Origin of the sequence: Shigella dysenteriae (assembly GCF_022354085.1) — a bacterium.
GTDB lineage: Bacteria > Pseudomonadota > Gammaproteobacteria > Enterobacterales > Enterobacteriaceae > Escherichia > Escherichia coli.
Genome location: NZ_CP055055.1, coordinates 4,154,201 through 4,175,505, shown reverse-complemented (window position 1 = coordinate 4,175,505; position 21,305 = coordinate 4,154,201). Strand labels below are relative to the sequence as shown.

Here is a 21,305-nt window from a genome sequence, read left to right as displayed (position 1 = left end):
GATGAATAACGATGTTTTCCCGAATAAATTCAAAGCCGCACTGGCTGCGAAACAGGTACAAATTGGTTGCTGGTCAGCACTCTCTAACCCGATTAGCACTGAAGTTCTTGGTTTGGCTGGGTTTGACTGGCTGGTGCTGGATGGCGAACATGCGCCAAACGATATCTCCACGTTTATTCCGCAGTTAATGGCCCTGAAAGGCAGCGCCAGCGCGCCAGTAGTACGAGTGCCGACCAACGAGCCGGTAATTATTAAGCGTCTTCTGGATATCGGTTTCTATAACTTCCTGATTCCTTTTGTAGAAACAAAAGAGGAAGCAGAGCAGGCGGTGGCATCGACGCGTTATCCGCCAGAAGGCATTCGCGGCGTCTCCGTTTCTCACCGCGCCAATATGTTTGGCACCGTGGCGGATTATTTCGCTCAGTCAAACAAGAACATCACTATTCTGGTCCAGATAGAAAGTCAGCAGGGCGTAGATAACGTCGATGCTATTGCCGCTACCGAAGGCGTAGACGGCATCTTCGTCGGCCCCAGCGATCTGGCCGCGGCATTAGGCCATCTCGGCAATGCATCACACCCGGATGTACAAAAAGCAATTCAGCACATTTTTAACCGTGCCAGCGCGCACGGCAAACCCAGCGGTATCCTCGCGCCGGTCGAAGCCGATGCGCGTCGTTATCTGGAATGGGGCGCGACGTTTGTGGCTGTCGGCAGCGATCTCGGCGTCTTCCGCTCTGCCACTCAGAAACTGGCTGATACCTTTAAAAAATAACCACCACCGCAACAAGAGAGATGATTGATATGACTATGAAAGTTGGTTTTATTGGCCTGGGGATTATGGGTAAACCAATGAGTAAAAACCTTCTGAAAGCAGGTTACTCGCTGGTGGTTGCTGACCGTAACCCAGAAGCTATTGCTGACGTGATTGCTGCAGGTGCAGAAACAGCGTCTACGGCTAAAGCGATCGCTGAACAGTGCGACGTCATCATAACCATGCTGCCAAACTCCCCTCATGTGAAAGAGGTGGCGCTGGGTGAGAATGGCATTATTGAAGGCGCGAAGCCAGGTACGGTATTGATCGATATGAGTTCTATCGCACCGCTGGCAAGCCGTGAAATCAGCGAAGCGCTGAAAGCGAAAGGCATTGATATGCTGGATGCTCCGGTGAGCGGCGGTGAACCGAAAGCCATCGACGGTACGCTGTCAGTGATGGTGGGCGGCGACAAGGCTATTTTCGACAAATACTATGATTTGATGAAAGCGATGGCGGGTTCCGTGGTGCATACCGGGGAAATCGGTGCAGGTAACGTCACTAAACTGGCAAATCAGGTCATTGTGGCGCTGAATATTGCCGCGATGTCAGAAGCGTTAACGCTGGCAACTAAAGCGGGCGTTAACCCGGACCTGGTTTATCAGGCAATTCGTGGTGGGCTGGCGGGCAGTACCGTGCTGGATGCCAAAGCGCCGATGGTGATGGACCGCAACTTCAAACCGGGCTTCCGCATTGATCTGCATATTAAGGATCTGGCGAATGCGCTGGATACTTCTCACGGTGTCGGCGCGCAACTGCCGCTCACAGCTGCGGTTATGGAGATGATGCAGGCACTGCGTGCAGATGGTTTAGGAACGGCGGATCATAGCGCCCTGGCGTGCTACTACGAAAAACTGGCGAAAGTTGAAGTTACTCGTTAATGACGTCGTGCCCGGATGGCGTATTGCAATCCGGGCCTGGAATCCAGGCCGAATAAGAGAAACGCCCTCCGGCGTCATGTGGTAACAGGCATAGGTATGAAAATCGTAATCGCCCCAGACTCTTATAAAGAAAGTTTATCTGCCAGCGAGGTTGCGCAGGCGATAGAAAAAGGATTTCGGGAAATTTTTCCTGATGCACAGTACGTTTCTGTTCCTGTTGCCGACGGTGGCGAAGGAACGGTGGAAGCGATGATTGCAGCCACCCAGGGTTCCGAACGTCACGCCTGGGTTACAGGGCCGCTGGGCGAGAAAGTGAATGCCAGTTGGGGGATCTCCGGCGATGGCAAAACCGCGTTTATTGAAATGGCGGCGGCCAGTGGGCTGGAGCTGGTACCTGCGGAAAAACGCGATCCACTCGTGACCACTTCACGCGGCACAGGCGAGTTAATCCTGCAGGCGCTGGAGAGCGGCGCGACAAACATTATTATCGGCATTGGCGGCAGCGCTACAAATGATGGCGGCGCAGGCATGGTACAGGCGCTGGGGGCGAAATTATGCGACGCCAACGGCAATGAAATTGGTTTTGGCGGCGGTAGTCTTAATACTCTGAATGATATTGATATTTCCGGCCTCGATCCGCGCTTAAAAGATTGCGTCATTCGCGTCGCTTGTGATGTCACCAATCCGCTGGTGGGCGATAACGGCGCATCGCGCATCTTTGGCCCACAAAAGGGAGCCAGTGAAGCGATGATTGTTGAGCTGGACAATAACCTCTCTCACTATGCCGAGGTCATTAAAAAAGCGCTACATGTTGATGTGAAAGATGTCCCCGGCGCAGGAGCTGCTGGCGGTATGGGAGCGGCGCTGATGGCGTTTCTTGGTGCGGAACTGAAAAGTGGTATTGAAATCGTCACTACGGCACTGAATCTGGAGGAACATATTCACGATTGTACGCTGGTGATCACCGGTGAAGGGCGTATTGACAGCCAGAGTATTCACGGCAAGGTACCGATTGGTGTCGCAAACGTGGCGAAGAAGTACCATAAACCGGTGATTGGCATTGCGGGTAGCCTGACCGATGATGTTGGCGTTGTACATCAGCATGGCATTGATGCGGTCTTCAGCGTATTGACCAGCATAGGTACGTTGGACGAAGCATTCCGCGGGGCTTATGACAATATCTGCCGTGCTTCACGTAATATCGCCGCGACACTGGCGATTGGAATGCGCAACGCGGGGTGACAAGGGCGCGCAAACCCTCTATACTGCGCGCCGAAGCTGACCAGACAGTCGCCGCTTCGTCGTCGTCCTCTTCGGGGGAGACGGGCGGAGGGGAGGAAAGTCCGGGCTCCATAGGGCAGGGTGCCAGGTAACGCCTGGGGGGGAAACCCACGACCAGTGCAACAGAGAGCAAACCGCCGATGGCCCGCGCAAGCGGGATCAGGTAAGGGTGAAAGGGTGCGGTAAGAGCGCACCGCGCGGCTGGTAACAGTCCGTGGCACGGTAAACTCCACCCGGAGCAAGGCCAAATAGGGGTTCATAAGGTACGGCCCGTACTGAACCCGGGTAGGCTGCTTGAGCCAGTGAGCGATTGCTGGCCTAGATGAATGACTGTCCACGACAGAACCCGGCTTATCGGTCAGTTTCACCTGATTTACGTAAAAACCCGCTTCGGCGGGTTTTTGCTTTTGGAGGGGCAGAAAGATGAATGACTGTCCACGACGCTATACCCAAAAGAAAGCGGCTTATCGGTCAGTTTCACCTGATGTACGTAATAAACCGTTCCGGCGGGTTTCAGATTGTTGAGTGCGCTTTATTCATGCCGGATGCGGCGTGAACGCCTTAGCCTGCCTACAAAAGCACGCAAATTCAATATATTGCAGAGATGGTGTAGGCCTGATAAGCGTAGCGCATCAGGCATTTTTGCGGTTGCCATCAGTTTCAAACCCGCGTCGATAAGTTTTTGCTTTTGGTGCACAGGGTAAGATGCATGAATATCTACGGTATTAATAATAGACTTTGTAAGAAGTTATTAAGTCTATATTGCGTTTAAAAGGTCGTAATCATACGTATAGTCCTCTCTGGTAAAATATTGATTCTCTGAGTTATATGCTTCATATGTGTTATATTCCCCGACCTCAAAGTAATTGTCAGAAGAATTATCGTCTTTCTCGATACCATTATCTGAAAGTAACTCTTCTGAGCTAGAGTCTTCTATGTTTAAATCCATAGTATAATTAATTTGGGGAATGACCAGATAAGCATTTTCTTTGATATTTTCATAATCTTCAATGATTATGTCGATATAATCAGGTATTTTTTCTGATGAGAAATCTATCATCTCTGGTAATTTAATTCTGTTCAAGCAATTATTGATTTTCGATGAGCTTTTATATATTTCTTTTGTTAATTCATTTTCTAATTTATCTGTGAGAGTTGCTCTTGGTATAGATTTTATAATTGCAAATCTCATGATTTTTAATTGTTCTTCGGTAATATCTCCAAGCTCATTTAAACAACTTTCGACAAACTTAATTTTTTCTTCAGAATACATATCGCTAATGCTTGTTAAAACAGGCGTTATTTTTAGTAAATAATCCCAGGAGATTGTGGCGTTTTGTGTTGAACTAACAAAATTAACCTGAAACATGTTGGCATTAGTAAAATTTGTTGAATTCAATTTAAAAGGATTTAAAATAGTATTAGCCATATGTTTATCTGTAAAATCGTAATAATCTAAATCGACATTACGTAAGTCCAGAGAGGATAGATCAACGATATCTCCAGTCCCACAACTAAAAATCACGTTTAACCTCCTGATTTCATTGTAAATATCTTTTAATGGGCAATTAATATTGATATTGCCTGTGGATATTTCCTGGTTTTTTAACGGTTCATTAATGGTAAGTTCACAAGTATTGTCCGATCGTTGAATAATTTGGGCGTTATAACCTAAAAAATCCAGACGAAGAGACGAGTCATTATAAAGAATTACATTTTGTAAGTACGCTAATTCTTTTTGAAAATCACCAGTGATAATGCATTTTCCACCAGGTTGTAACGTGTTAAGTAAAGTGACCATTTCAATAGAGGTCTGTTTTAGTTTTTCTATACCTGGTGCTAGAGCTTCGAGGTTATTTTCTATGGGGCTTTCAGGAAGATCATTCATTTTTCGACGGACTAAATCACTACTAATATCATTACCAATTGATGAAACAGGGAACATTATTTTATCCTTTATAAATAATCAATAAAAATCATTATTAAAATGATCGGGTGAAAAAAAGAGAATTTGCCAACAATCTGAAGTAATGCTGGTTTTATTAAAGTGCACAAGGGGTGTTAAGATGGCTTCTTTTCGGGTGAATTTTGCGCAATACTTAGAAATCGTCTCCTTAATACATTCCAGCTCTTTTTTATTGACGGCTGAGCAAGTACATTTTTCGCCAAAAGGTGCAAAAGTGCCTACATCTAATGTTTGTATGATATAATCGTCATGTTCTCCTGTAGAAATATCTATGATGAATGGACTCATATTTTCCGGTTGGATTCGGATCATGACAGAAGGAACATCGCCTTGATAGAAATTCAATGCAGTAATTGCAGATAATACTCTCCGCAGTTCATTACTTATACTGTAAATTTTATTAACGTCATTGGTGGAGACAATTTCTGCAAACTTTCTTTTTACCGTCCAATAATCAATATTTCTATTGTGATTGTTAACCACTGCGTGCATTGGCGGGATTGAAGGGTGAAAAATATGTGCAATTGGGAAGCCTTTCATTGATGCCTGCCTTGTCGTCATGACAAACAATAATAGATGCTTATTTTGCTCGCAGGGTTCTTTCGCACTATCAAAAAACGCTCATTTACCCGGCGTTACAGTAAACGAAGCAACATTCTGTGGCCTACGCCGATCAAAAGCTCTGTGAAAATTTCCCTTGTTGTCTTTGTCTGACCTTATCGCGGCGATCAGCAATTATTCGTTTTGTGATCCTCAACACAAAATGCTATTCGTCGCCTATGAGGGGAGAAGAATTTATGGAAAACGATTGCATTCACAAAATGACGTCCTGTCAGAAGAGAAAAAGTTGACGTTAATCAATTGTTCGAGATGATCAATACCTGTATTCGAAATTTTAAAATATTGATAAAATAAATGTTTATTCTCCAACAAATAGCGTAAAAAAATGTGACGTGTCGCATTATTTATCGCTGAAAATGGTTTATTTATAATAAAATTTTAGAACTTGCTCATTAAATTTAACTCAAATTTTGCCTGGTAATTATCCGGTAATTGCTTGAAATATGGTCTCAGCCCCTTTTTTGTATTAACCACATAACGAATGATGTTATCGCCATAAAATATGGTTATCCCCGTCATTTTTTTTGACAAAAATCAGGGTTTATGCTGATTTTTATACTTTAACTTATTGATATTTAAAGGTATTTAATTGACATAACGATACCCTGAAAAGTATTGAAAGTTAATTTGTGAGTGGTCGCACATATCCTGTTCATTTCATTTTGATACACTTCATGCCGTCAATGAGGTAATTAACGTAGGTCGTTATGAGCACTATTCTTCTTCCGAAAACGCAGCACCTGGTAGTCTTTCAGGAAGTCATTAGAAGTGGTTCTATCGGCTCGGCTGCAAAAGAATTAGGGTTAACTCAACCGGCCGTCAGTAAAATCATTAACGATATTGAAGATTATTTTGGTGTGGAATTAGTGGTGCGGAAAAATACCGGTGTAACATTAACACCTGCCGGTCAATTGTTGCTCTCTCGTTCCGAATCCATTACCCGTGAAATGAAAAATATGGTTAATGAGATAAGCGGTATGTCTTCTGAGGCGGTGGTGGAAGTCTCATTTGGTTTTCCTTCATTGATTGGTTTTACTTTTATGTCAGGGATGATCAACAAGTTCAAAGAGGTGTTCCCGAAAGCGCAGGTTTCTATGTATGAAGCGCAACTGTCTTCGTTCTTACCGGCAATCCGCGACGGTCGACTGGATTTTGCGATTGGTACGTTAAGTGCAGAAATGAAGCTTCAGGATTTACATGTTGAGCCGCTGTTTGAGTCCGAGTTTGTACTGGTAGCCAGTAAGTCCCGAACATGCACCGGCACCACCACGCTGGAGTCGTTGAAGAACGAACAGTGGGTGTTGCCACAAACCAATATGGGGTACTACAGCGAACTGCTTACTACGTTACAAAGAAATGGCATCAGTATTGAAAACATCGTTAAAACCGACTCAGTCGTGACAATTTATAATCTTGTTCTCAATGCTGATTTCTTAACTGTAATTCCTTGTGATATGACGTCACCTTTTGGTTCTAATCAATTTATTACTATTCCGGTTGAAGAAACATTACCTGTGGCACAATATGCCGCGGTATGGTCGAAAAATTATCGTATTAAAAAAGCAGCATCGGTTTTGGTGGAATTAGCCAAAGAGTATTCATCTTATAATGGGTGTAGACGAAGGCAATTAATAGAAGTTGGTTAGTTATTTGTTTTTATTTAAACATAAATAATCCACCTGTCTGTCTTGCAGGTGTCGGTTACGGTTACCTACATATTTAATTCAGGCGAAGAGGTTTTATAATGCATATTACATACGATCTGCCGGTTGCTATTGATGACATTATTGAAGCGAAACAACGACTGGCTGGGCGAATTTATAAAACAGGCATGCCTCGCTCCAACTATTTTAGTGAACGTTGCAAAGGTGAAATATTCCTGAAGTTTGAAAATATGCAGCGTACGGGTTCATTTAAAATTCGTGGCGCATTTAATAAATTAAGTTCACTGACCGATGCGGAAAAACGCAAAGGCGTGGTGGCCTGTTCTGCGGGCAACCATGCGCAAGGGGTTTCGCTCTCCTGCGCGATGCTGGGTATCGACGGTAAAGTGGTGATGCCAAAAGGCGCGCCGAAATCCAAAGTAGCGGCAACGTGCGACTACTCCGCAGAAGTCGTTCTGCATGGTGATAACTTCAACGACACTATCGCTAAAGTGAGCGAAATTGTCGAAATGGAAGGCCGTATTTTTATCCCACCTTACGATGATCCGAAAGTGATTGCTGGTCAGGGAACGATTGGCCTGGAAATTATGGAAGATCTCTATGATGTCGATAACGTGATTGTGCCAATTGGTGGTGGCGGTTTAATTGCTGGTATTGCGGTGGCAATTAAATCTATTAACCCGACCATTCGTGTTATTGGCGTACAGTCAGAAAACGTTCACGGCATGGCGGCTTCTTTCCACTCCGGAGAAATAACCACGCACCGAACTACCGGCACCCTGGCGGATGGTTGTGATGTCGCCCGCCCGGGTAATTTAACTTACGAAATCGTTCGTGAATTAGTCGATGACATCGTGCTGGTCAGCGAAGACGAAATCAGAAACAGTATGATTGCCTTAATTCAGCGCAATAAAGTCGTCACCGAAGGCGCAGGCGCTCTGGCATGTGCTGCATTATTAAGCGGTAAATTAGACCAATATATTCAAAACAGAAAAACCGTCAGTATTATTTCCGGCGGCAATATCGATCTTTCTCGCGTCTCTCAAATCACCGGTTTCGTTGACGCTTAATTAATTCGTTGAGGATAGGATATGAGTACTTCAGATAGCATTGTATCCAGCCAGACAAAACAATCGTCCTGGCGTAAATCAGATACCACATGGACGTTAGGCTTGTTTGGTACGGCAATCGGCGCCGGGGTGCTGTTCTTCCCTATCCGCGCAGGTTTTGGCGGACTGATCCCGATTCTTCTGATGTTGGTATTGGCATACCCCATCGCATTTTATTGCCACCGGGCGCTGGCGCGTCTGTGTCTTTCTGGCTCTAACCCTTCCGGCAACATTACGGAAACGGTGGAAGAGCATTTTGGTAAAACTGGCGGCGTGGTTATCACGTTCCTGTACTTCTTCGCGATTTGCCCACTGCTGTGGATTTATGGCGTTACTATTACCAATACCTTTATGACGTTCTGGGAAAACCAGCTCGGCTTTGCACCGCTGAATCGCGGCTTTGTGGCGCTGTTCCTGTTGCTGCTGATGGCTTTCGTCATCTGGTTTGGTAAGGATCTGATGGTTAAAGTGATGAGCTACCTGGTATGGCCGTTTATCGCCAGCCTGGTGCTGATTTCTTTGTCGCTGATCCCTTACTGGAACTCTGCAGTTATCGACCAGGTTGACCTCGGTTCGCTGTCGTTAACCGGTCATGACGGTATCCTGATCACTGTCTGGCTGGGGATTTCCATCATGGTTTTCTCCTTTAACTTCTCGCCAATCGTCTCTTCCTTCGTGGTTTCTAAACGTGAAGAGTATGAGAAAGACTTCGGTCGCGACTTCACCGAACGTAAATGTTCCCAAATCATTTCTCGTGCCAGCATGCTGATGGTTGCAGTGGTGATGTTCTTTGCCTTTAGCTGCCTGTTTACTCTGTCTCCGGCCAACATGGCGGAAGCCAAAGCGCAGAATATTCCAGTGCTTTCTTATCTGGCTAACCACTTTGCGTCCATGACCGGTACCAAAACAACGTTCGCGATTACACTGGAATATGCGGCTTCCATCATCGCACTCGTGGCTATCTTCAAATCTTTCTTCGGTCACTATCTGGGAACGCTGGAAGGTCTGAATGGCCTGGTCCTGAAGTTTGGTTATAAAGGCGACAAAACTAAAGTGTCGCTGGGTAAACTGAACACTATCAGCATGATCTTCATCATGGGCTCCACCTGGGTTGTTGCCTACGCCAACCCGAACATCCTCGACCTGATTGAAGCCATGGGCGCACCGATTATCGCATCCCTGCTGTGCCTGTTGCCGATGTATGCCATCCGTAAAGCGCCGTCTCTGGCGAAATACCGTGGTCGTCTGGATAACGTGTTTGTTACCGTGATTGGTCTGCTGACCATCCTGAACATCGTATACAAACTGTTTTAATCCGTAACTCAGGATGAGAAAAGAGATGAATGAATTTCCGGTTGTTTTGGTTATTAACTGTGGTTCGTCTTCGATTAAGTTTTCCGTACTCGATGCCAGCGACTGTGAAGTATTAATGTCAGGTATTGCCGACGGTATTAACTCGGAAAATGCATTCTTATCCGTAAATGGGGGAGAGCCAGCACCGCTGGCTCACCACAGCTACGAAGGTGCATTGAAGGCAATTGCATTTGAACTGGAAAAACGGAATTTAAATGACAGTGTGGCCTTAATTGGCCACCGCATCGCTCACGGCGGCAGTATTTTTACCGAGTCCGCCATTATTACCGATGAAGTCATTGATAATATCCGTCGCGTTTCTCCACTGGCACCCCTGCATAATTACGCCAATTTAAGTGGTATTGAATCGGCGCAGCAACTATTCCCGGGCGTAACTCAGGTGGCGGTATTTGATACCAGTTTCCACCAGACGATGGCTCCGGAAGCTTATTTATACGGCCTGCCGTGGAAATATTATGAAGAGTTAGGTGTACGCCGTTATGGTTTCCACGGCACGTCGCACCGCTATGTTTCCCAGCGCGCACATTCTTTGCTGAATCTGGCGGAAGATGACTCCGGCCTGGTTGTGGCGCATCTTGGCAATGGCGCGTCAATCTGCGCAGTTCGCAACGGTCAGAGTGTTGACACCTCAATGGGAATGACGCCGCTGGAAGGCTTGATGATGGGTACCCGCAGTGGCGATGTCGACTTTGGTGCGATGTCCTGGGTCGCCAGCCAAACCAACCAGAGCCTGGGTGACCTGGAACGCGTAGTGAATAAAGAGTCGGGATTATTAGGTATTTCCGGTCTTTCTTCGGATTTACGTGTTCTGGAAAAAGCCTGGCATGAAGGTCACGAACGCGCGCAACTGGCAATTAAAACCTTTGTTCACCGAATTGCCCGTCATATTGCCGGACACGCAGCTTCATTACGTCGGCTGGATGGAATTATATTCACCGGCGGAATAGGAGAGAATTCAAGTTTAATTCGTCGTCTGGTCATGGAACATTTGGCTGTATTAGGCGTAGAGATTGATACAGAAATGAATAATCGATCTAACTCTTTGGGAGAGCGAATTGTTTCCAGTGAAAATGCGCGTGTCATTTGTGCCGTTATTCCGACTAACGAAGAAAAAATGATTGCTTTGGATGCCATTCATTTAGGCAAAGTTAACGCGCCCGCAGAATTTGCATAATTTAGTTGAAGTATTGTAGAGAGATTATTTTTCATGAAGGTAGATATTGATACCAGCGATAAGCTGTACGCCGACGCATGGCTTGGCTTTAAAGGTACGGACTGGAAAAACGAAATTAATGTCCGCGATTTTATTCAACATAACTATACACCGTATGAAGGCGATGAATCTTTCCTCGCCGAAGCGACGCCTGCCACCACGGAATTGTGGGAAAAAGTAATGGAAGGCATCCGTATCGAAAACGCAACCCACGCGCCGGTTGATTTCGATACCAATATTGCCACCACAATTACCGCTCATGATGCGGGATATATTAACCAGCCGCTGGAAAAAATTGTTGGCCTGCAAACGGATGCGCCGTTGAAACGTGCGCTACACCCGTTCGGTGGCATTAATATGATTAAAAGTTCATTCCACGCCTATGGCCGTGAAATGGACAGTGAATTTGAATATCTGTTTACCGATCTGCGTAAAACCCATAACCAGGGCGTATTTGATGTTTACTCACCGGATATGCTGCGCTGCCGTAAATCTGGCGTACTGACCGGTTTACCAGATGGTTATGGACGTGGGCGCATTATCGGTGACTATCGCCGCGTAGCGCTGTATGGCATTCGTTATCTGGTGCGTGAACGCGAACTGCAATTTGCCGATCTCCAGTCTCGTCTGGAAAAAGGCGAGGATCTGGAAGCCACCATCCGTCTGCGTGAGGAGCTGGCAGAGCATCGTCATGCGCTGTTGCAGATTCAGGAAATGGCGGCGAAATATGGCTTTGATATCTCTCGCCCGGCGCAGAATGCGCAGGAAGCGGTGCAGTGGCTCTACTTCGCTTATCTGGCGGCAGTGAAATCACAGAACGGCGGCGCGATGTCGCTGGGTCGCACGGCATCGTTCCTGGATATCTACATTGAGCGCGACTTTAAAGCTGGCGTACTCAATGAGCAGCAGGCACAGGAACTGATCGATCACTTCATCATGAAGATCCGTATGGTGCGCTTCCTGCGTACGCCGGAATTTGATTCGCTGTTCTCCGGCGACCCAATCTGGGCGACGGAAGTGATCGGCGGGATGGGGCTGGACGGTCGTACGCTGGTGACCAAAAACTCCTTCCGCTATCTGCACACCCTGCACACTATGGGGCCGGCACCGGAACCTAACCTGACCATTCTTTGGTCGGAAGAATTACCGATTGCCTTCAAAAAATATGCCGCGCAGGTGTCGATCGTCACCTCTTCCTTGCAGTATGAAAACGACGATCTGATGCGTACTGACTTCAACAGCGACGATTACGCGATTGCCTGCTGCGTCAGCCCAATGGTGATTGGTAAGCAAATGCAGTTCTTTGGTGCACGCGCTAACCTGGCGAAAACGCTGCTGTACGCAATTAATGGCGGGGTGGACGAGAAGCTGAAGATTCAGGTCGGGCCGAAAACAGCACCGTTGATGGACGATGTGCTGGATTACGACAAAGTGATGGACAGCCTCGATCACTTCATGGACTGGCTGGCGGTGCAGTACATCAGCGCGCTGAATATCATTCACTACATGCACGACAAGTACAGCTACGAAGCTTCGCTGATGGCGCTGCACGATCGTGATGTCTATCGCACCATGGCGTGCGGCATCGCGGGCCTGTCGGTGGCAACGGACTCCCTGTCTGCCATCAAATATGCCCGCGTGAAACCAATCCGTGACGAAAACGGCCTGGCGGTGGACTTTGAAATCGACGGTGAATATCCGCAGTACGGCAACAACGACGAGCGCGTAGACAGCATTGCCTGCGATCTGGTTGAACGTTTTATGAAGAAAATTAAAGCGCTGCCAACCTATCGCAACGCCGTCCCTACCCAGTCGATTCTGACTATCACTTCTAACGTGGTGTACGGCCAGAAAACCGGTAATACGCCGGACGGTCGTCGCGCCGGAACACCGTTCGCGCCGGGCGCTAACCCGATGCATGGTCGTGACCGCAAAGGTGCCGTGGCCTCATTGACGTCGGTGGCGAAACTGCCGTTCACCTACGCCAAAGATGGGATCTCGTACACCTTCTCAATCGTCCCTGCGGCGCTGGGCAAAGAAGATCCAGTACGTAAAACCAACCTTGTCGGCCTGCTGGATGGGTATTTCCACCACGAAGCGGATGTCGAAGGCGGTCAACACCTCAACGTCAACGTAATGAATCGGGAAATGCTGCTGGATGCCATCGAGCACCCGGAAAAATATCCTAACCTGACAATCCGTGTCTCTGGCTACGCCGTGCGCTTCAACGCACTGACCCGTGAACAGCAGCAGGATGTTATTTCACGTACCTTTACCCAGGCGCTCTGACGCCGGAGGATGTATGAAAAAGATTATCGAAACGCAACGTGCCCCAGGCGCAATCGGCCCTTATGTTCAAGGCGTTGATTTAGGCAGCATGGTCTTCACCTCCGGTCAAATTCCGGTTTGCCCACAGACCGGTGAGATCCCGGCTGATGTGCAAGATCAGGCGCGTTTAAGCCTCGAAAACGTCAAAGCGATCGTGGTTGCTGCCGGGCTGAGCGTGGGCGATATCATCAAGATGACCGTGTTCATCACCGATCTGAATGATTTTGCCACCATCAACGAAGTCTATAAGCAGTTCTTCGATGAGCATCAGGCGACCTACCCGACCCGGAGCTGTGTACAGGTCGCGCGTTTGCCGAAAGATGTGAAGCTGGAAATTGAAGCTATCGCAGTACGTAGTGCGTAAAGCCTCGTGAGCGGGACGGTCGTAAGGTCGTTCCGCTCCACTTCACTGAACGGCAATCCGAGGGTGTGGATATGATTAGTGCATTCGATATTTTCAAAATTGGGATTGGTCCCTCCAGTTCGCATACCGTGGGGCCAATGAATGCCGGAAAAAGTTTTATTGATCGGCTGGAAAGTAGCGGCTTATTAACCGCGACGAGCCATATTGTGGTCGATCTGTACGGGTCGTTGTCACTGACGGGCAAAGGCCATGCCACGGATGTCGCCATCATCATGGGACTGGCAGGAAACAGTCCGCAGGATGTTGTCATTGATGAGATCCCTGCATTTATAGAGTTAGTAACGCGCAGCGGGCGGCTGCCAGTGGCATCTGGTGCGCATATTGTTGATTTTCCTGTAGCAAAGAACATTATCTTCCATCCCGAAATGTTGCCTCGCCATGAGAACGGAATGCGGATCACTGCCTGGAAGGCACAGGAAGAGCTATTAAGTAAAACCTATTACTCTGTCGGCGGCGGGTTTATTGTCGAAGAAGAACACTTCGGCCTGTCGCACGATGTCGAAACGTCCGTACCTTACGATTTCCACTCAGCAGGTGAACTGCTGAAAATGTGTGATTACAACGGCCTGTCTATTTCTGGCCTGATGATGCACAACGAGCTAGCGCTGCGCAGTAAAGCGGAAATTGACGCCGGTTTTGCCCGTATCTGGCAAGTGATGCATGACGGTATTGAACGCGGGATGAACACTGAAGGCGTGCTGCCTGGTCCGCTCAATGTGCCGCGCCGTGCCGTAACGCTGCGTCGTCAACTGGTTTCCAGCGATAACATCTCTAACGATCCGATGAATGTCATCGACTGGATCAACATGTACGCGCTGGCGGTTAGTGAAGAAAACGCAGCTGGCGGGCGCGTGGTAACGGCACCGACTAACGGTGCGTGCGGCATTATTCCGGCAGTGCTGGCTTATTACGATAAGTTCCGTCGTCCGGTAAACGAGCGGTCAATTGCCCGCTATTTTCTTGCAGCCGGGGCTATTGGCGCGCTGTATAAAATGAACGCCTCCATCTCTGGCGCGGAGGTCGGCTGTCAGGGGGAGATTGGCGTGGCCTGTTCAATGGCGGCGGCAGGGTTAACTGAACTACTGGGCGGCAGTCCGGCGCAGGTATGCAATGCGGCGGAAATCGCGATGGAGCATAACCTTGGACTGACCTGCGATCCGGTTGCCGGACAGGTACAAATCCCGTGCATTGAACGTAATGCCATTAATGCCGTGAAAGCAGTAAACGCCGCGCGGATGGCGATGCGCCGCACCTCGGCACCGCGTGTTTCACTCGATAAAGTGATCGAGACGATGTATGAAACCGGCAAAGATATGAACGATAAATACCGCGAAACATCACGCGGAGGACTGGCCATTAAAGTGGTCTGCGGCTGACATTGCTGTCAGCTTTCATCCTTGGGTGCACAAATGTGCACCTTTTTTTTGTGATCTGCCGCAAATAGAGAATGAATATTCTCTTGCGATTAATTTAGTAGAAAATTCTTATCCATCTCCGTTATTTCAAAGTCTTGATTGTGAAGATTTTCTCTGACCTCGCGCGTATCATTTCTTTATTCTAATAACTCGCCTGCAAAAACGTAGACCGCATATCGCCTTGATGCGGCTCGGAAAAAAATAATAAGCCCTACAAAATATTGAGCGAGAAATTATGGAAATTGCATCGAATAAAGGCGTCATTGCAGACGCTTCGACCCCGGCGGGTCGTGCTGGAATGAGTGAGAGCGAGTGGCGAGAAGCGATCAAATTCGACAGTACTGACACCGGCTGGGTGATTATGAGTATCGGGATGGCGATTGGCGCGGGGATTGTTTTTCTCCCGGTGCAGGTCGGTTTGATGGGATTGTGGGTATTTTTGCTCTCATCGGTGATTGGTTACCCGGCAATGTATCTGTTTCAGCGGTTGTTTATTAATACGCTGGCAGAATCACCAGAATGTAAAGATTACCCGAGCGTCATTAGCGGTTATTTAGGTAAAAACTGGGGCATCCTGTTAGGTGCACTCTATTTCGTAATGCTGGTGATTTGGATGTTCGTCTATTCCACCGCCATCACCAACGATAGTGCTTCCTACCTGCATACCTTCGGCGTGACGGAAGGGTTGCTGTCAGACAGTCCCTTTTATGGTCTGGTACTGATTTGCATTCTGGTGGCGATCTCTTCACGCGGCGAGAAATTGTTATTCAAAATTTCGACTGGCATGGTGCTGACCAAGCTGCTGGTGGTCGCGGCGCTGGGCGTGTCGATGGTGGGAATGTGGCATCTGTATAACGTCGGTTCGCTACCGCCGCTGGGGCTGCTGGTGAAAAACGCCATTATTACGCTGCCGTTTACCCTGACGTCGATTCTGTTTATCCAGACGTTAAGCCCGATGGTGATCTCTTATCGCTCGCGGGAAAAATCGATTGAAGTGGCGCGGCATAAAGCATTGCGGGCAATGAATATCGCGTTTGGCATTTTGTTTGTCACCGTCTTTTTCTACGCCGTGTCGTTCACGCTGGCGATGGGACATGACGAAGCGGTAAAAGCCTACGAGCAGAATATTTCCGCGCTGGCGATTGCCGCACAGTTTATTAGCGGTGACGGCGCAGCGTGGGTGAAAGTGGTCAGCGTCATTCTCAATATCTTTGCTGTCATGACTGCATTCTTTGGCGTCTATTTAGGCTTTCGCGAAGCAACGCAAGGGATCGTAATGAACATCCTGCGTCGCAAGATGCCTGCCGAGAAGATTAACGAAAATCTTGTTCAGCGCGGCATCATGATTTTCGCCATTTTGCTGGCCTGGAGCGCCATCGTACTGAACGCACCGGTGTTGAGCTTCACCTCTATCTGTAGCCCGATTTTCGGCATGGTAGGGTGCCTGATCCCGGCGTGGCTGGTTTACAAAGTACCGGTATTGCACAAATACAAAGGGATGTCTCTGTACCTGATTATCGTCACTGGTTTGTTGCTTTGTGTTTCTCCGTTCCTGGCATTTTCTTGATTTACCTGAAATTTTAAGGTTTTTAATATGTTTGATTCGACTTTAAATCCGTTATGGCAGCGTTACATCCTCGCCGTTCAGGAGGAAGTAAAACCGGCGCTGGGATGTACTGAACCGATTTCACTGGCGCTGGCGGCGGCGGTTGCTGCGGCAGAACTGGAAGGTCCGGTTGAACGTGTAGAAGCCTGGGTTTCGCCAAATCTGATGAAGAACGGTCTGGGCGTCACCGTTCCCGGCACGGGAATGGTGGGGCTGCCGATTGCGGCGGCGCTGGGGGCGTTAGGTGGAAATGCCAACGCCGGGCTGGAAGTGCTGAAAGACGCAACTGCGCAGGCAATTGCCGATGCCAAAGCACTGCTGGCGGCGGGGAAAGTCTCCGTTAAGATCCAGGAACCTTGCAATGAAATCCTCTTCTCACGCGCCAAAGTCTGGAACGGTGAGAAATGGGCGTGTGTCACTATCGTCGGCGGGCATACCAACATTGTGCATATTGAGACGCACGATGGTGTGGTGTTTACCCAGCAGGCGTGTGTGGCAGAGGGCGAGCAAGAGTCTCCGCTGACGGTGCTTTCCAGAACGACGCTGGCTGAGATCCTGAAGTTCGTCAATGAAGTCCCGTTTGCGGCGATCCGCTTTATTCTCGATTCTGCGAAGCTAAATTGTGCGTTATCGCAGGAAGGTTTGAGCGGTAAGTGGGGGCTGCATATTGGCGCGACGCTGGAAAAACAGTGCGAGCGCGGTTTGCTGGCGAAAGATCTCTCTTCATCCATTGTGATTCGTACCAGCGCGGCATCCGATGCGCGTATGGGCGGCGCTACGCTTCCGGCTATGAGTAACTCCGGCTCGGGTAACCAGGGGATCACCGCAACAATGCCTGTGGTGGTGGTAGCAGAACACTTCGGAGCGGATGATGAACGGCTGGCGCGTGCGCTGATGCTTTCGCATTTGAGCGCAATTTACATCCATAACCAGTTACCGCGTTTGTCTGCGCTGTGTGCCGCAACGACCGCAGCAATGGGGGCCGCCGCCGGGATGGCATGGCTGGTGGATGGGCGTTATGAAACCATCTCGATGGCGATCAGCAGTATGATCGGCGATGTCAGCGGCATGATTTGCGATGGTGCGTCGAACAGCTGCGCGATGAAGGTTTCGACCAGTGCTTCGGCTGCGTGGAAAGCGGTGTTAATGGCGCTGGATGATACCGCCGTGACCGGCAATGAAGGGATTGTGGCGCATGATGTTGAGCAGTCGATTGCCAACCTGTGTGCATTAGCAAGCCATTCGATGCAGCAAACGGATCGGCAGATTATCGAGATTATGGCGAGCAAGGCCAGATAAACGCCAGGTTTTGGGTATCGTGCCGGATGCGATGCTGGCGCATCTTATCCGGCCTACGGGTTGTTTAATTCGTTAATGTTGTTGGATTTTGTAGGCCGGATAAGGCGTTTTCGCCGCATCCGGCAACCTGTCTTTACGCGGTAGCTTCATCCTCGGCTAAACGCGTTTCAGCATCCGCGACGATGGCTTCCAGCTCGCTCAACATCTCTTCATAGCCAAAATTTTTGGCGGTGCGAGCAGGTTCTTTCGCCACCACGGGCTTCGCTGGCTGGCGCTTTTTGGCCGATTTTTTACTCATCATCATCTCCCTGTAAAAACAACTAGACAGGCAAATCTATCAGCAAAGCGCGCAGTGGGGAATCGGCAACCAGCGTAATGTTAGCCTCGTCACGAATAAACGCCCCATCACCGCAGGTCAGCGCCGCTTTCTCTTCATGATGCGTAAGCGCATGAAATTTCCCGTGAATCGATTGCAAATACGCGCGTGGCCCATGCAACTGGAAATTCGCACTTTCGCCTTTGTCGAGCACGATATGGTGCAGCCACACTTGCTGGCGTAATTGCAGGCTTCCCATCGCACCCTCTGGCGAGGCGATTAATTGCTGCTTGCCCATATTAAGCGCCAGTTTTTGAATCAGCGGATTCTCTCGCTGCGGGCAGGCGTCCAGCCAAAGCTGCATTCGTGTTAACGGTTTGTCTTTGCTGAGATTGTGTTCGCTGTAGCTGACACCCGGCTGGGTAGAGAGCAGCAACGCCTCACCGGCGCTGGCCTGAACATGATTGCCTTCGCTGTCGCGATACTCTGCTTCTCCATCCAGAATCACATTTAAAATATCGACTTTGGGATAGGTTCGCGGCTGAAAGGCGGCACCTGGGGCCAGCACTTCCTGGTTAAGCACACGCAGGGAGGCATAGCCTAACAATTTCGGGTCGAAGTAGTGTCCAAAGGAAAAAGTATACCGGGCCTGCAACCATCCGTAGTCTGCTTGTCCACACTGCCTGGCAGTTCGGGTAGTAATCATAATTCTTGACCTCTCTTTACTTCCTTTTATGGTAAGGGGCTGGACGCTACATTGTTAGCCAGATATTCTGCCCGGTATGTTCAAATTTCCTGAATGAGAACGAAATGGCCAAAGAAAGGGCATTAACGCTGGAAGCACTACGGGTTATGGATGCGATCGATCGCCGGGGCAGTTTTGCGGCGGCAGCGGATGAGCTGGGACGCGTGCCTTCGGCACTTAGCTACACCATGCAAAAACTGGAAGAAGAGCTGGATGTGGTGCTGTTTGACCGCTCGGGCCATCGCACCAAATTCACCAATGTCGGGAGGATGTTGTTGGAGCGAGGGCGCGTTTTGCTGGAAGCCGCAGATAAACTGACTACTGATGCGGAAGCTCTCGCGCGCGGTTGGGAAACGCATCTCACCATTGTGACCGAAGCGCTGGTACCGACACCTGCCTTTTTCCCGTTAATCGACAAACTGGCGGCAAAAGCCAATACCCAACTGGCAATCATCACAGAAGTGCTGGCGGGGGCGTGGGAACGGCTGGAGCAGGGGCGGGCGGATATTGTTATCGCGCCGGATATGCATTTTCGTTCCTCGTCGGAGATCAACTCGCGCAAGCTCTATACGTTAATGAACGTCTACGTTGCCGCGCCTGATCACCCGATTCATCAGGAGCCGGAACCGTTATCTGAAGTGACGCGTGTGAAATATCGTGGAATTGCGGTGGCGGATACCGCTCGTGAGCGCCCGGTGTTGACCGTACAGCTGCTGGACAAACAGCCGCGCTTAACGGTGAGCACGATTGAAGATAAACGTCAGGCATTACTGGCGGGGCTTGGCGTGGCGACGATGCCGTATCCGATGGTCGAAAAAGATATTGCGGAAGGGCGGTTGCGTGTCGTCAGCCCGGAATCGACCAGCGAGATCGATATTATTATGGCCTGGCGTCGTGACAGTATGGGGGAAGCGAAATCCTGGTGTCTGCGGGAAATTCCCAAACTTTTTAACGGAAAATAATATTTATTATTGTTAATAAAAAGGGGCGAAATATCGCCCCAATTCTAAGATTAATTTGAACCAAACTTCGGATCGTTTCCGTAACGATTGCTGCCAGAAGTACCTTCTGTGCAGAAAAAAACCAGAAGCACGAGCCAGCCAATAAACGGAACAAAAAAGAGCAAGGCCCAGGCACCTGAACGGTCGGTATCGTGTAAGCGACGGATAGCAAGCGCAAGGACGGGAAGGAAGGTTGCCAGCAAATAAAGCATAGACAGATATGGAAGCTCCAGACCTAAAATCAATTGAATGACATTGATAATAGCGCCGACGATGGCGTTAATCAGAGTAAACATCCAGTACTCTTTACGACGTGCGCGACCAGAGAAACCAACATAATTTTTTAATACGGATAAATACCACTGCATAAAAACATCCCTTTAATTAAAAGTGACGAAAGTCTATTCCGGGTATTGTGTAAATGCTATTCGTATCTTTCTTTTTCGGATGTTATAAAGGTTTTGATATTTAAGATAAATACATGGTTATTTTTTATAGGTAATTTATATAACGACATTGAAATATTTTAAATAAACATTAGTAAATTATTCATTCATCAACATGATGATAAAAGCCGGATGAGTCAGACATCCGGCGAGCAGATTTGTTTTAAGGTTCCAGTTTTGGATCAGGTCCAAAGCGGTTTTCGCCTGGCGTACCCGCCTGGCAGTTAAAGACGATGATAATAAGCCAGCCGATAAACGGGATTAAGAATAGCAGTGCCCACCACGCCGAGCGGTCGGTGTCGTGCAGGCGGCGGAACTGAACTGCCCACCACGGTAAAAACACCAGAATACCGTAGATTGTCGTCAGGATGCCTTCGCCACCAGCGCGTTGCCAGCCTAACATTTTATCCAGCAGCCCCAGCACGAACGTAAAGATGATGTTGACCAGAATAAACATCCAGTACTCTTTGCGCCGCGCACGACCCCGGAAACCGACATAATTTTTTAGTACTTTCAGATACCAGTCCATTTTTGCCTCAATTTTGCTCAATCACTTGTTTTTAAAGCAGCAAATTAAGAATAGACGTGAATGAAATGGCAGTAAATATTCGTTCAAGGAATTAATAAAGTGCTGTGAAGGCGCGCTAAGACTGATGACAAGCGCAAAATCGCCAGATGCGCTACGCTTATCTGGCCTGCGCGGTCATTGCAACATATTGAATATAAATGTTTTGTAGGTTTGATAAGGCGTTCACGCCGCATCCGACATGAACAACATGCACTTAGCCAATTATCAGAGGCACCT

Annotated in this window: 20 protein-coding genes and 1 other RNA gene; 14 read left to right on the top strand and 7 right to left on the bottom strand. The window is 48.5% G+C overall.

Features of this window, described 5'->3' with window-relative positions; all coding sequences use genetic code 11:
- Nucleotide 1: 1 nt before the first annotated feature.
- From garL to rnpB, 4 genes are all read left to right on the top strand, one after another.
- Nucleotides 2-772 carry a 2-dehydro-3-deoxyglucarate aldolase gene (garL, locus tag HUZ68_RS19885; RefSeq protein WP_001058227.1) on the top strand — a complete coding sequence of 257 codons (771 nt, stop codon included), beginning with the start codon at nt 2-4 and terminating at the stop codon, nt 770-772.
- A 29-nt stretch (nt 773-801) separates the two neighbouring features.
- Nucleotides 802-1,692: a 2-hydroxy-3-oxopropionate reductase gene (gene garR / locus HUZ68_RS19880; RefSeq protein WP_001303675.1), complete on the top strand. Its 891-nt coding sequence runs from the start codon at nt 802-804 to the stop codon at nt 1,690-1,692.
- 96 nt (nt 1,693-1,788) lie between these two features.
- Nucleotides 1,789-2,934, top strand: coding sequence for a glycerate 2-kinase (garK, locus tag HUZ68_RS19875; protein ID WP_001301934.1), 1,146 nt, complete (start codon nt 1,789-1,791; stop codon nt 2,932-2,934).
- Between the two features lie 32 nt (nt 2,935-2,966).
- Nucleotides 2,967-3,343: RNase P RNA component class A (gene rnpB / locus HUZ68_RS19870), an RNA gene on the top strand.
- Between the two features lie 387 nt (nt 3,344-3,730).
- Here rnpB and HUZ68_RS19865 read toward each other — a convergent pair.
- From HUZ68_RS19865 to tdcR, 3 genes are all read right to left on the bottom strand, one after another.
- Entirely contained in the window at nt 3,731-4,918 is a 1,188-nt protein-coding gene (locus HUZ68_RS19865; protein ID WP_096840152.1) for a YhaC family protein, read from the bottom strand.
- Nucleotides 4,919-4,939: 21 nt separating this feature from the next.
- On the bottom strand, nt 4,940-5,479 hold the full coding sequence (yhaB, locus tag HUZ68_RS19860; protein ID WP_000675738.1) for a protein YhaB: 540 nt from the start codon (nt 5,477-5,479) through the stop codon (nt 4,940-4,942).
- A gap of 255 nt (nt 5,480-5,734) precedes the next feature.
- Entirely contained in the window at nt 5,735-5,932 is a 198-nt protein-coding gene (gene tdcR / locus HUZ68_RS19855; protein ID WP_239594233.1) for a transcriptional activator TdcR, read from the bottom strand.
- A 335-nt stretch (nt 5,933-6,267) separates the two neighbouring features.
- On the opposite strand from tdcR, the gene tdcA reads away from it, so the two are divergent.
- The 9 genes from tdcA (at nt 6,268) to cyuA (ending at nt 17,992) form a co-directional block, all read left to right on the top strand.
- The gene (tdcA, locus tag HUZ68_RS19850) at nt 6,268-7,206 is read left to right on the top strand and encodes a transcriptional regulator TdcA (protein WP_000104211.1); all 939 of its coding nucleotides are present in this window, start codon (nt 6,268-6,270) and stop codon (nt 7,204-7,206) included.
- Nucleotides 7,207-7,304: 98 nt separating this feature from the next.
- Nucleotides 7,305-8,294 (top strand): bifunctional threonine ammonia-lyase/L-serine ammonia-lyase TdcB, encoded by a 990-nt coding sequence (gene tdcB / locus HUZ68_RS19845; protein ID WP_000548345.1) that lies wholly within the window; start codon nt 7,305-7,307, stop codon nt 8,292-8,294.
- A gap of 21 nt (nt 8,295-8,315) precedes the next feature.
- A complete protein-coding gene (gene tdcC, locus HUZ68_RS19840; RefSeq protein ID WP_000107723.1) occupies nt 8,316-9,647 on the top strand; it encodes a threonine/serine transporter TdcC in 1,332 nt (443 codons plus the stop codon).
- Nucleotides 9,648-9,672: 25 nt separating this feature from the next.
- Nucleotides 9,673-10,881 carry a propionate kinase gene (tdcD, locus tag HUZ68_RS19835; RefSeq protein WP_047623789.1) on the top strand — a complete coding sequence of 403 codons (1,209 nt, stop codon included), beginning with the start codon at nt 9,673-9,675 and terminating at the stop codon, nt 10,879-10,881.
- A gap of 33 nt (nt 10,882-10,914) precedes the next feature.
- On the top strand, nt 10,915-13,209 hold the full coding sequence (gene tdcE / locus HUZ68_RS19830) for a 2-ketobutyrate formate-lyase/pyruvate formate-lyase (protein WP_000861720.1): 2,295 nt from the start codon (nt 10,915-10,917) through the stop codon (nt 13,207-13,209).
- A gap of 13 nt (nt 13,210-13,222) precedes the next feature.
- Nucleotides 13,223-13,612, top strand: coding sequence for an enamine/imine deaminase (locus HUZ68_RS19825; protein WP_000719990.1), 390 nt, complete (start codon nt 13,223-13,225; stop codon nt 13,610-13,612).
- 71 nt (nt 13,613-13,683) lie between these two features.
- Nucleotides 13,684-15,048 (top strand): L-serine ammonia-lyase, encoded by a 1,365-nt coding sequence (gene tdcG / locus HUZ68_RS19820; protein WP_096840153.1) that lies wholly within the window; start codon nt 13,684-13,686, stop codon nt 15,046-15,048.
- 274 nt (nt 15,049-15,322) lie between these two features.
- Entirely contained in the window at nt 15,323-16,654 is a 1,332-nt protein-coding gene (locus tag HUZ68_RS19815) for an SLC5/6 family protein (protein WP_100031617.1), read from the top strand.
- A 27-nt stretch (nt 16,655-16,681) separates the two neighbouring features.
- Nucleotides 16,682-17,992, top strand: a complete 1,311-nt coding sequence (cyuA, locus tag HUZ68_RS19810; protein ID WP_000460515.1) for a cysteine desulfidase — start codon at nt 16,682-16,684, stop codon at nt 17,990-17,992.
- 133 nt (nt 17,993-18,125) lie between these two features.
- Here cyuA and yhaL read toward each other — a convergent pair whose 3' ends face one another.
- The gene (gene yhaL, locus HUZ68_RS19805) at nt 18,126-18,290 is read right to left on the bottom strand and encodes a protein YhaL (protein ID WP_021577985.1); all 165 of its coding nucleotides are present in this window, start codon (nt 18,288-18,290) and stop codon (nt 18,126-18,128) included.
- Between the two features lie 22 nt (nt 18,291-18,312).
- Entirely contained in the window at nt 18,313-19,014 is a 702-nt protein-coding gene (locus HUZ68_RS19800; RefSeq protein WP_000633576.1) for a pirin family protein, read from the bottom strand.
- A 104-nt stretch (nt 19,015-19,118) separates the two neighbouring features.
- Between HUZ68_RS19800 and yhaJ the strand changes: the two genes are divergently transcribed.
- A complete protein-coding gene (gene yhaJ, locus HUZ68_RS19795; RefSeq protein WP_001041009.1) occupies nt 19,119-20,015 on the top strand; it encodes a DNA-binding transcriptional regulator YhaJ in 897 nt (298 codons plus the stop codon).
- 50 nt (nt 20,016-20,065) lie between these two features.
- Here yhaJ and HUZ68_RS19790 read toward each other — a convergent pair whose 3' ends face one another.
- Together HUZ68_RS19790 and HUZ68_RS19785 are read right to left on the bottom strand one after the other, a co-directional pair.
- A complete protein-coding gene (locus tag HUZ68_RS19790; protein WP_001198807.1) occupies nt 20,066-20,422 on the bottom strand; it encodes a DUF805 domain-containing protein in 357 nt (118 codons plus the stop codon).
- Between the two features lie 241 nt (nt 20,423-20,663).
- Nucleotides 20,664-21,029, bottom strand: a complete 366-nt coding sequence (locus HUZ68_RS19785) for a DUF805 domain-containing protein (RefSeq protein ID WP_000384145.1) — start codon at nt 21,027-21,029, stop codon at nt 20,664-20,666.
- Between the last annotated feature and the right edge of the window lie 276 nt (nt 21,030-21,305).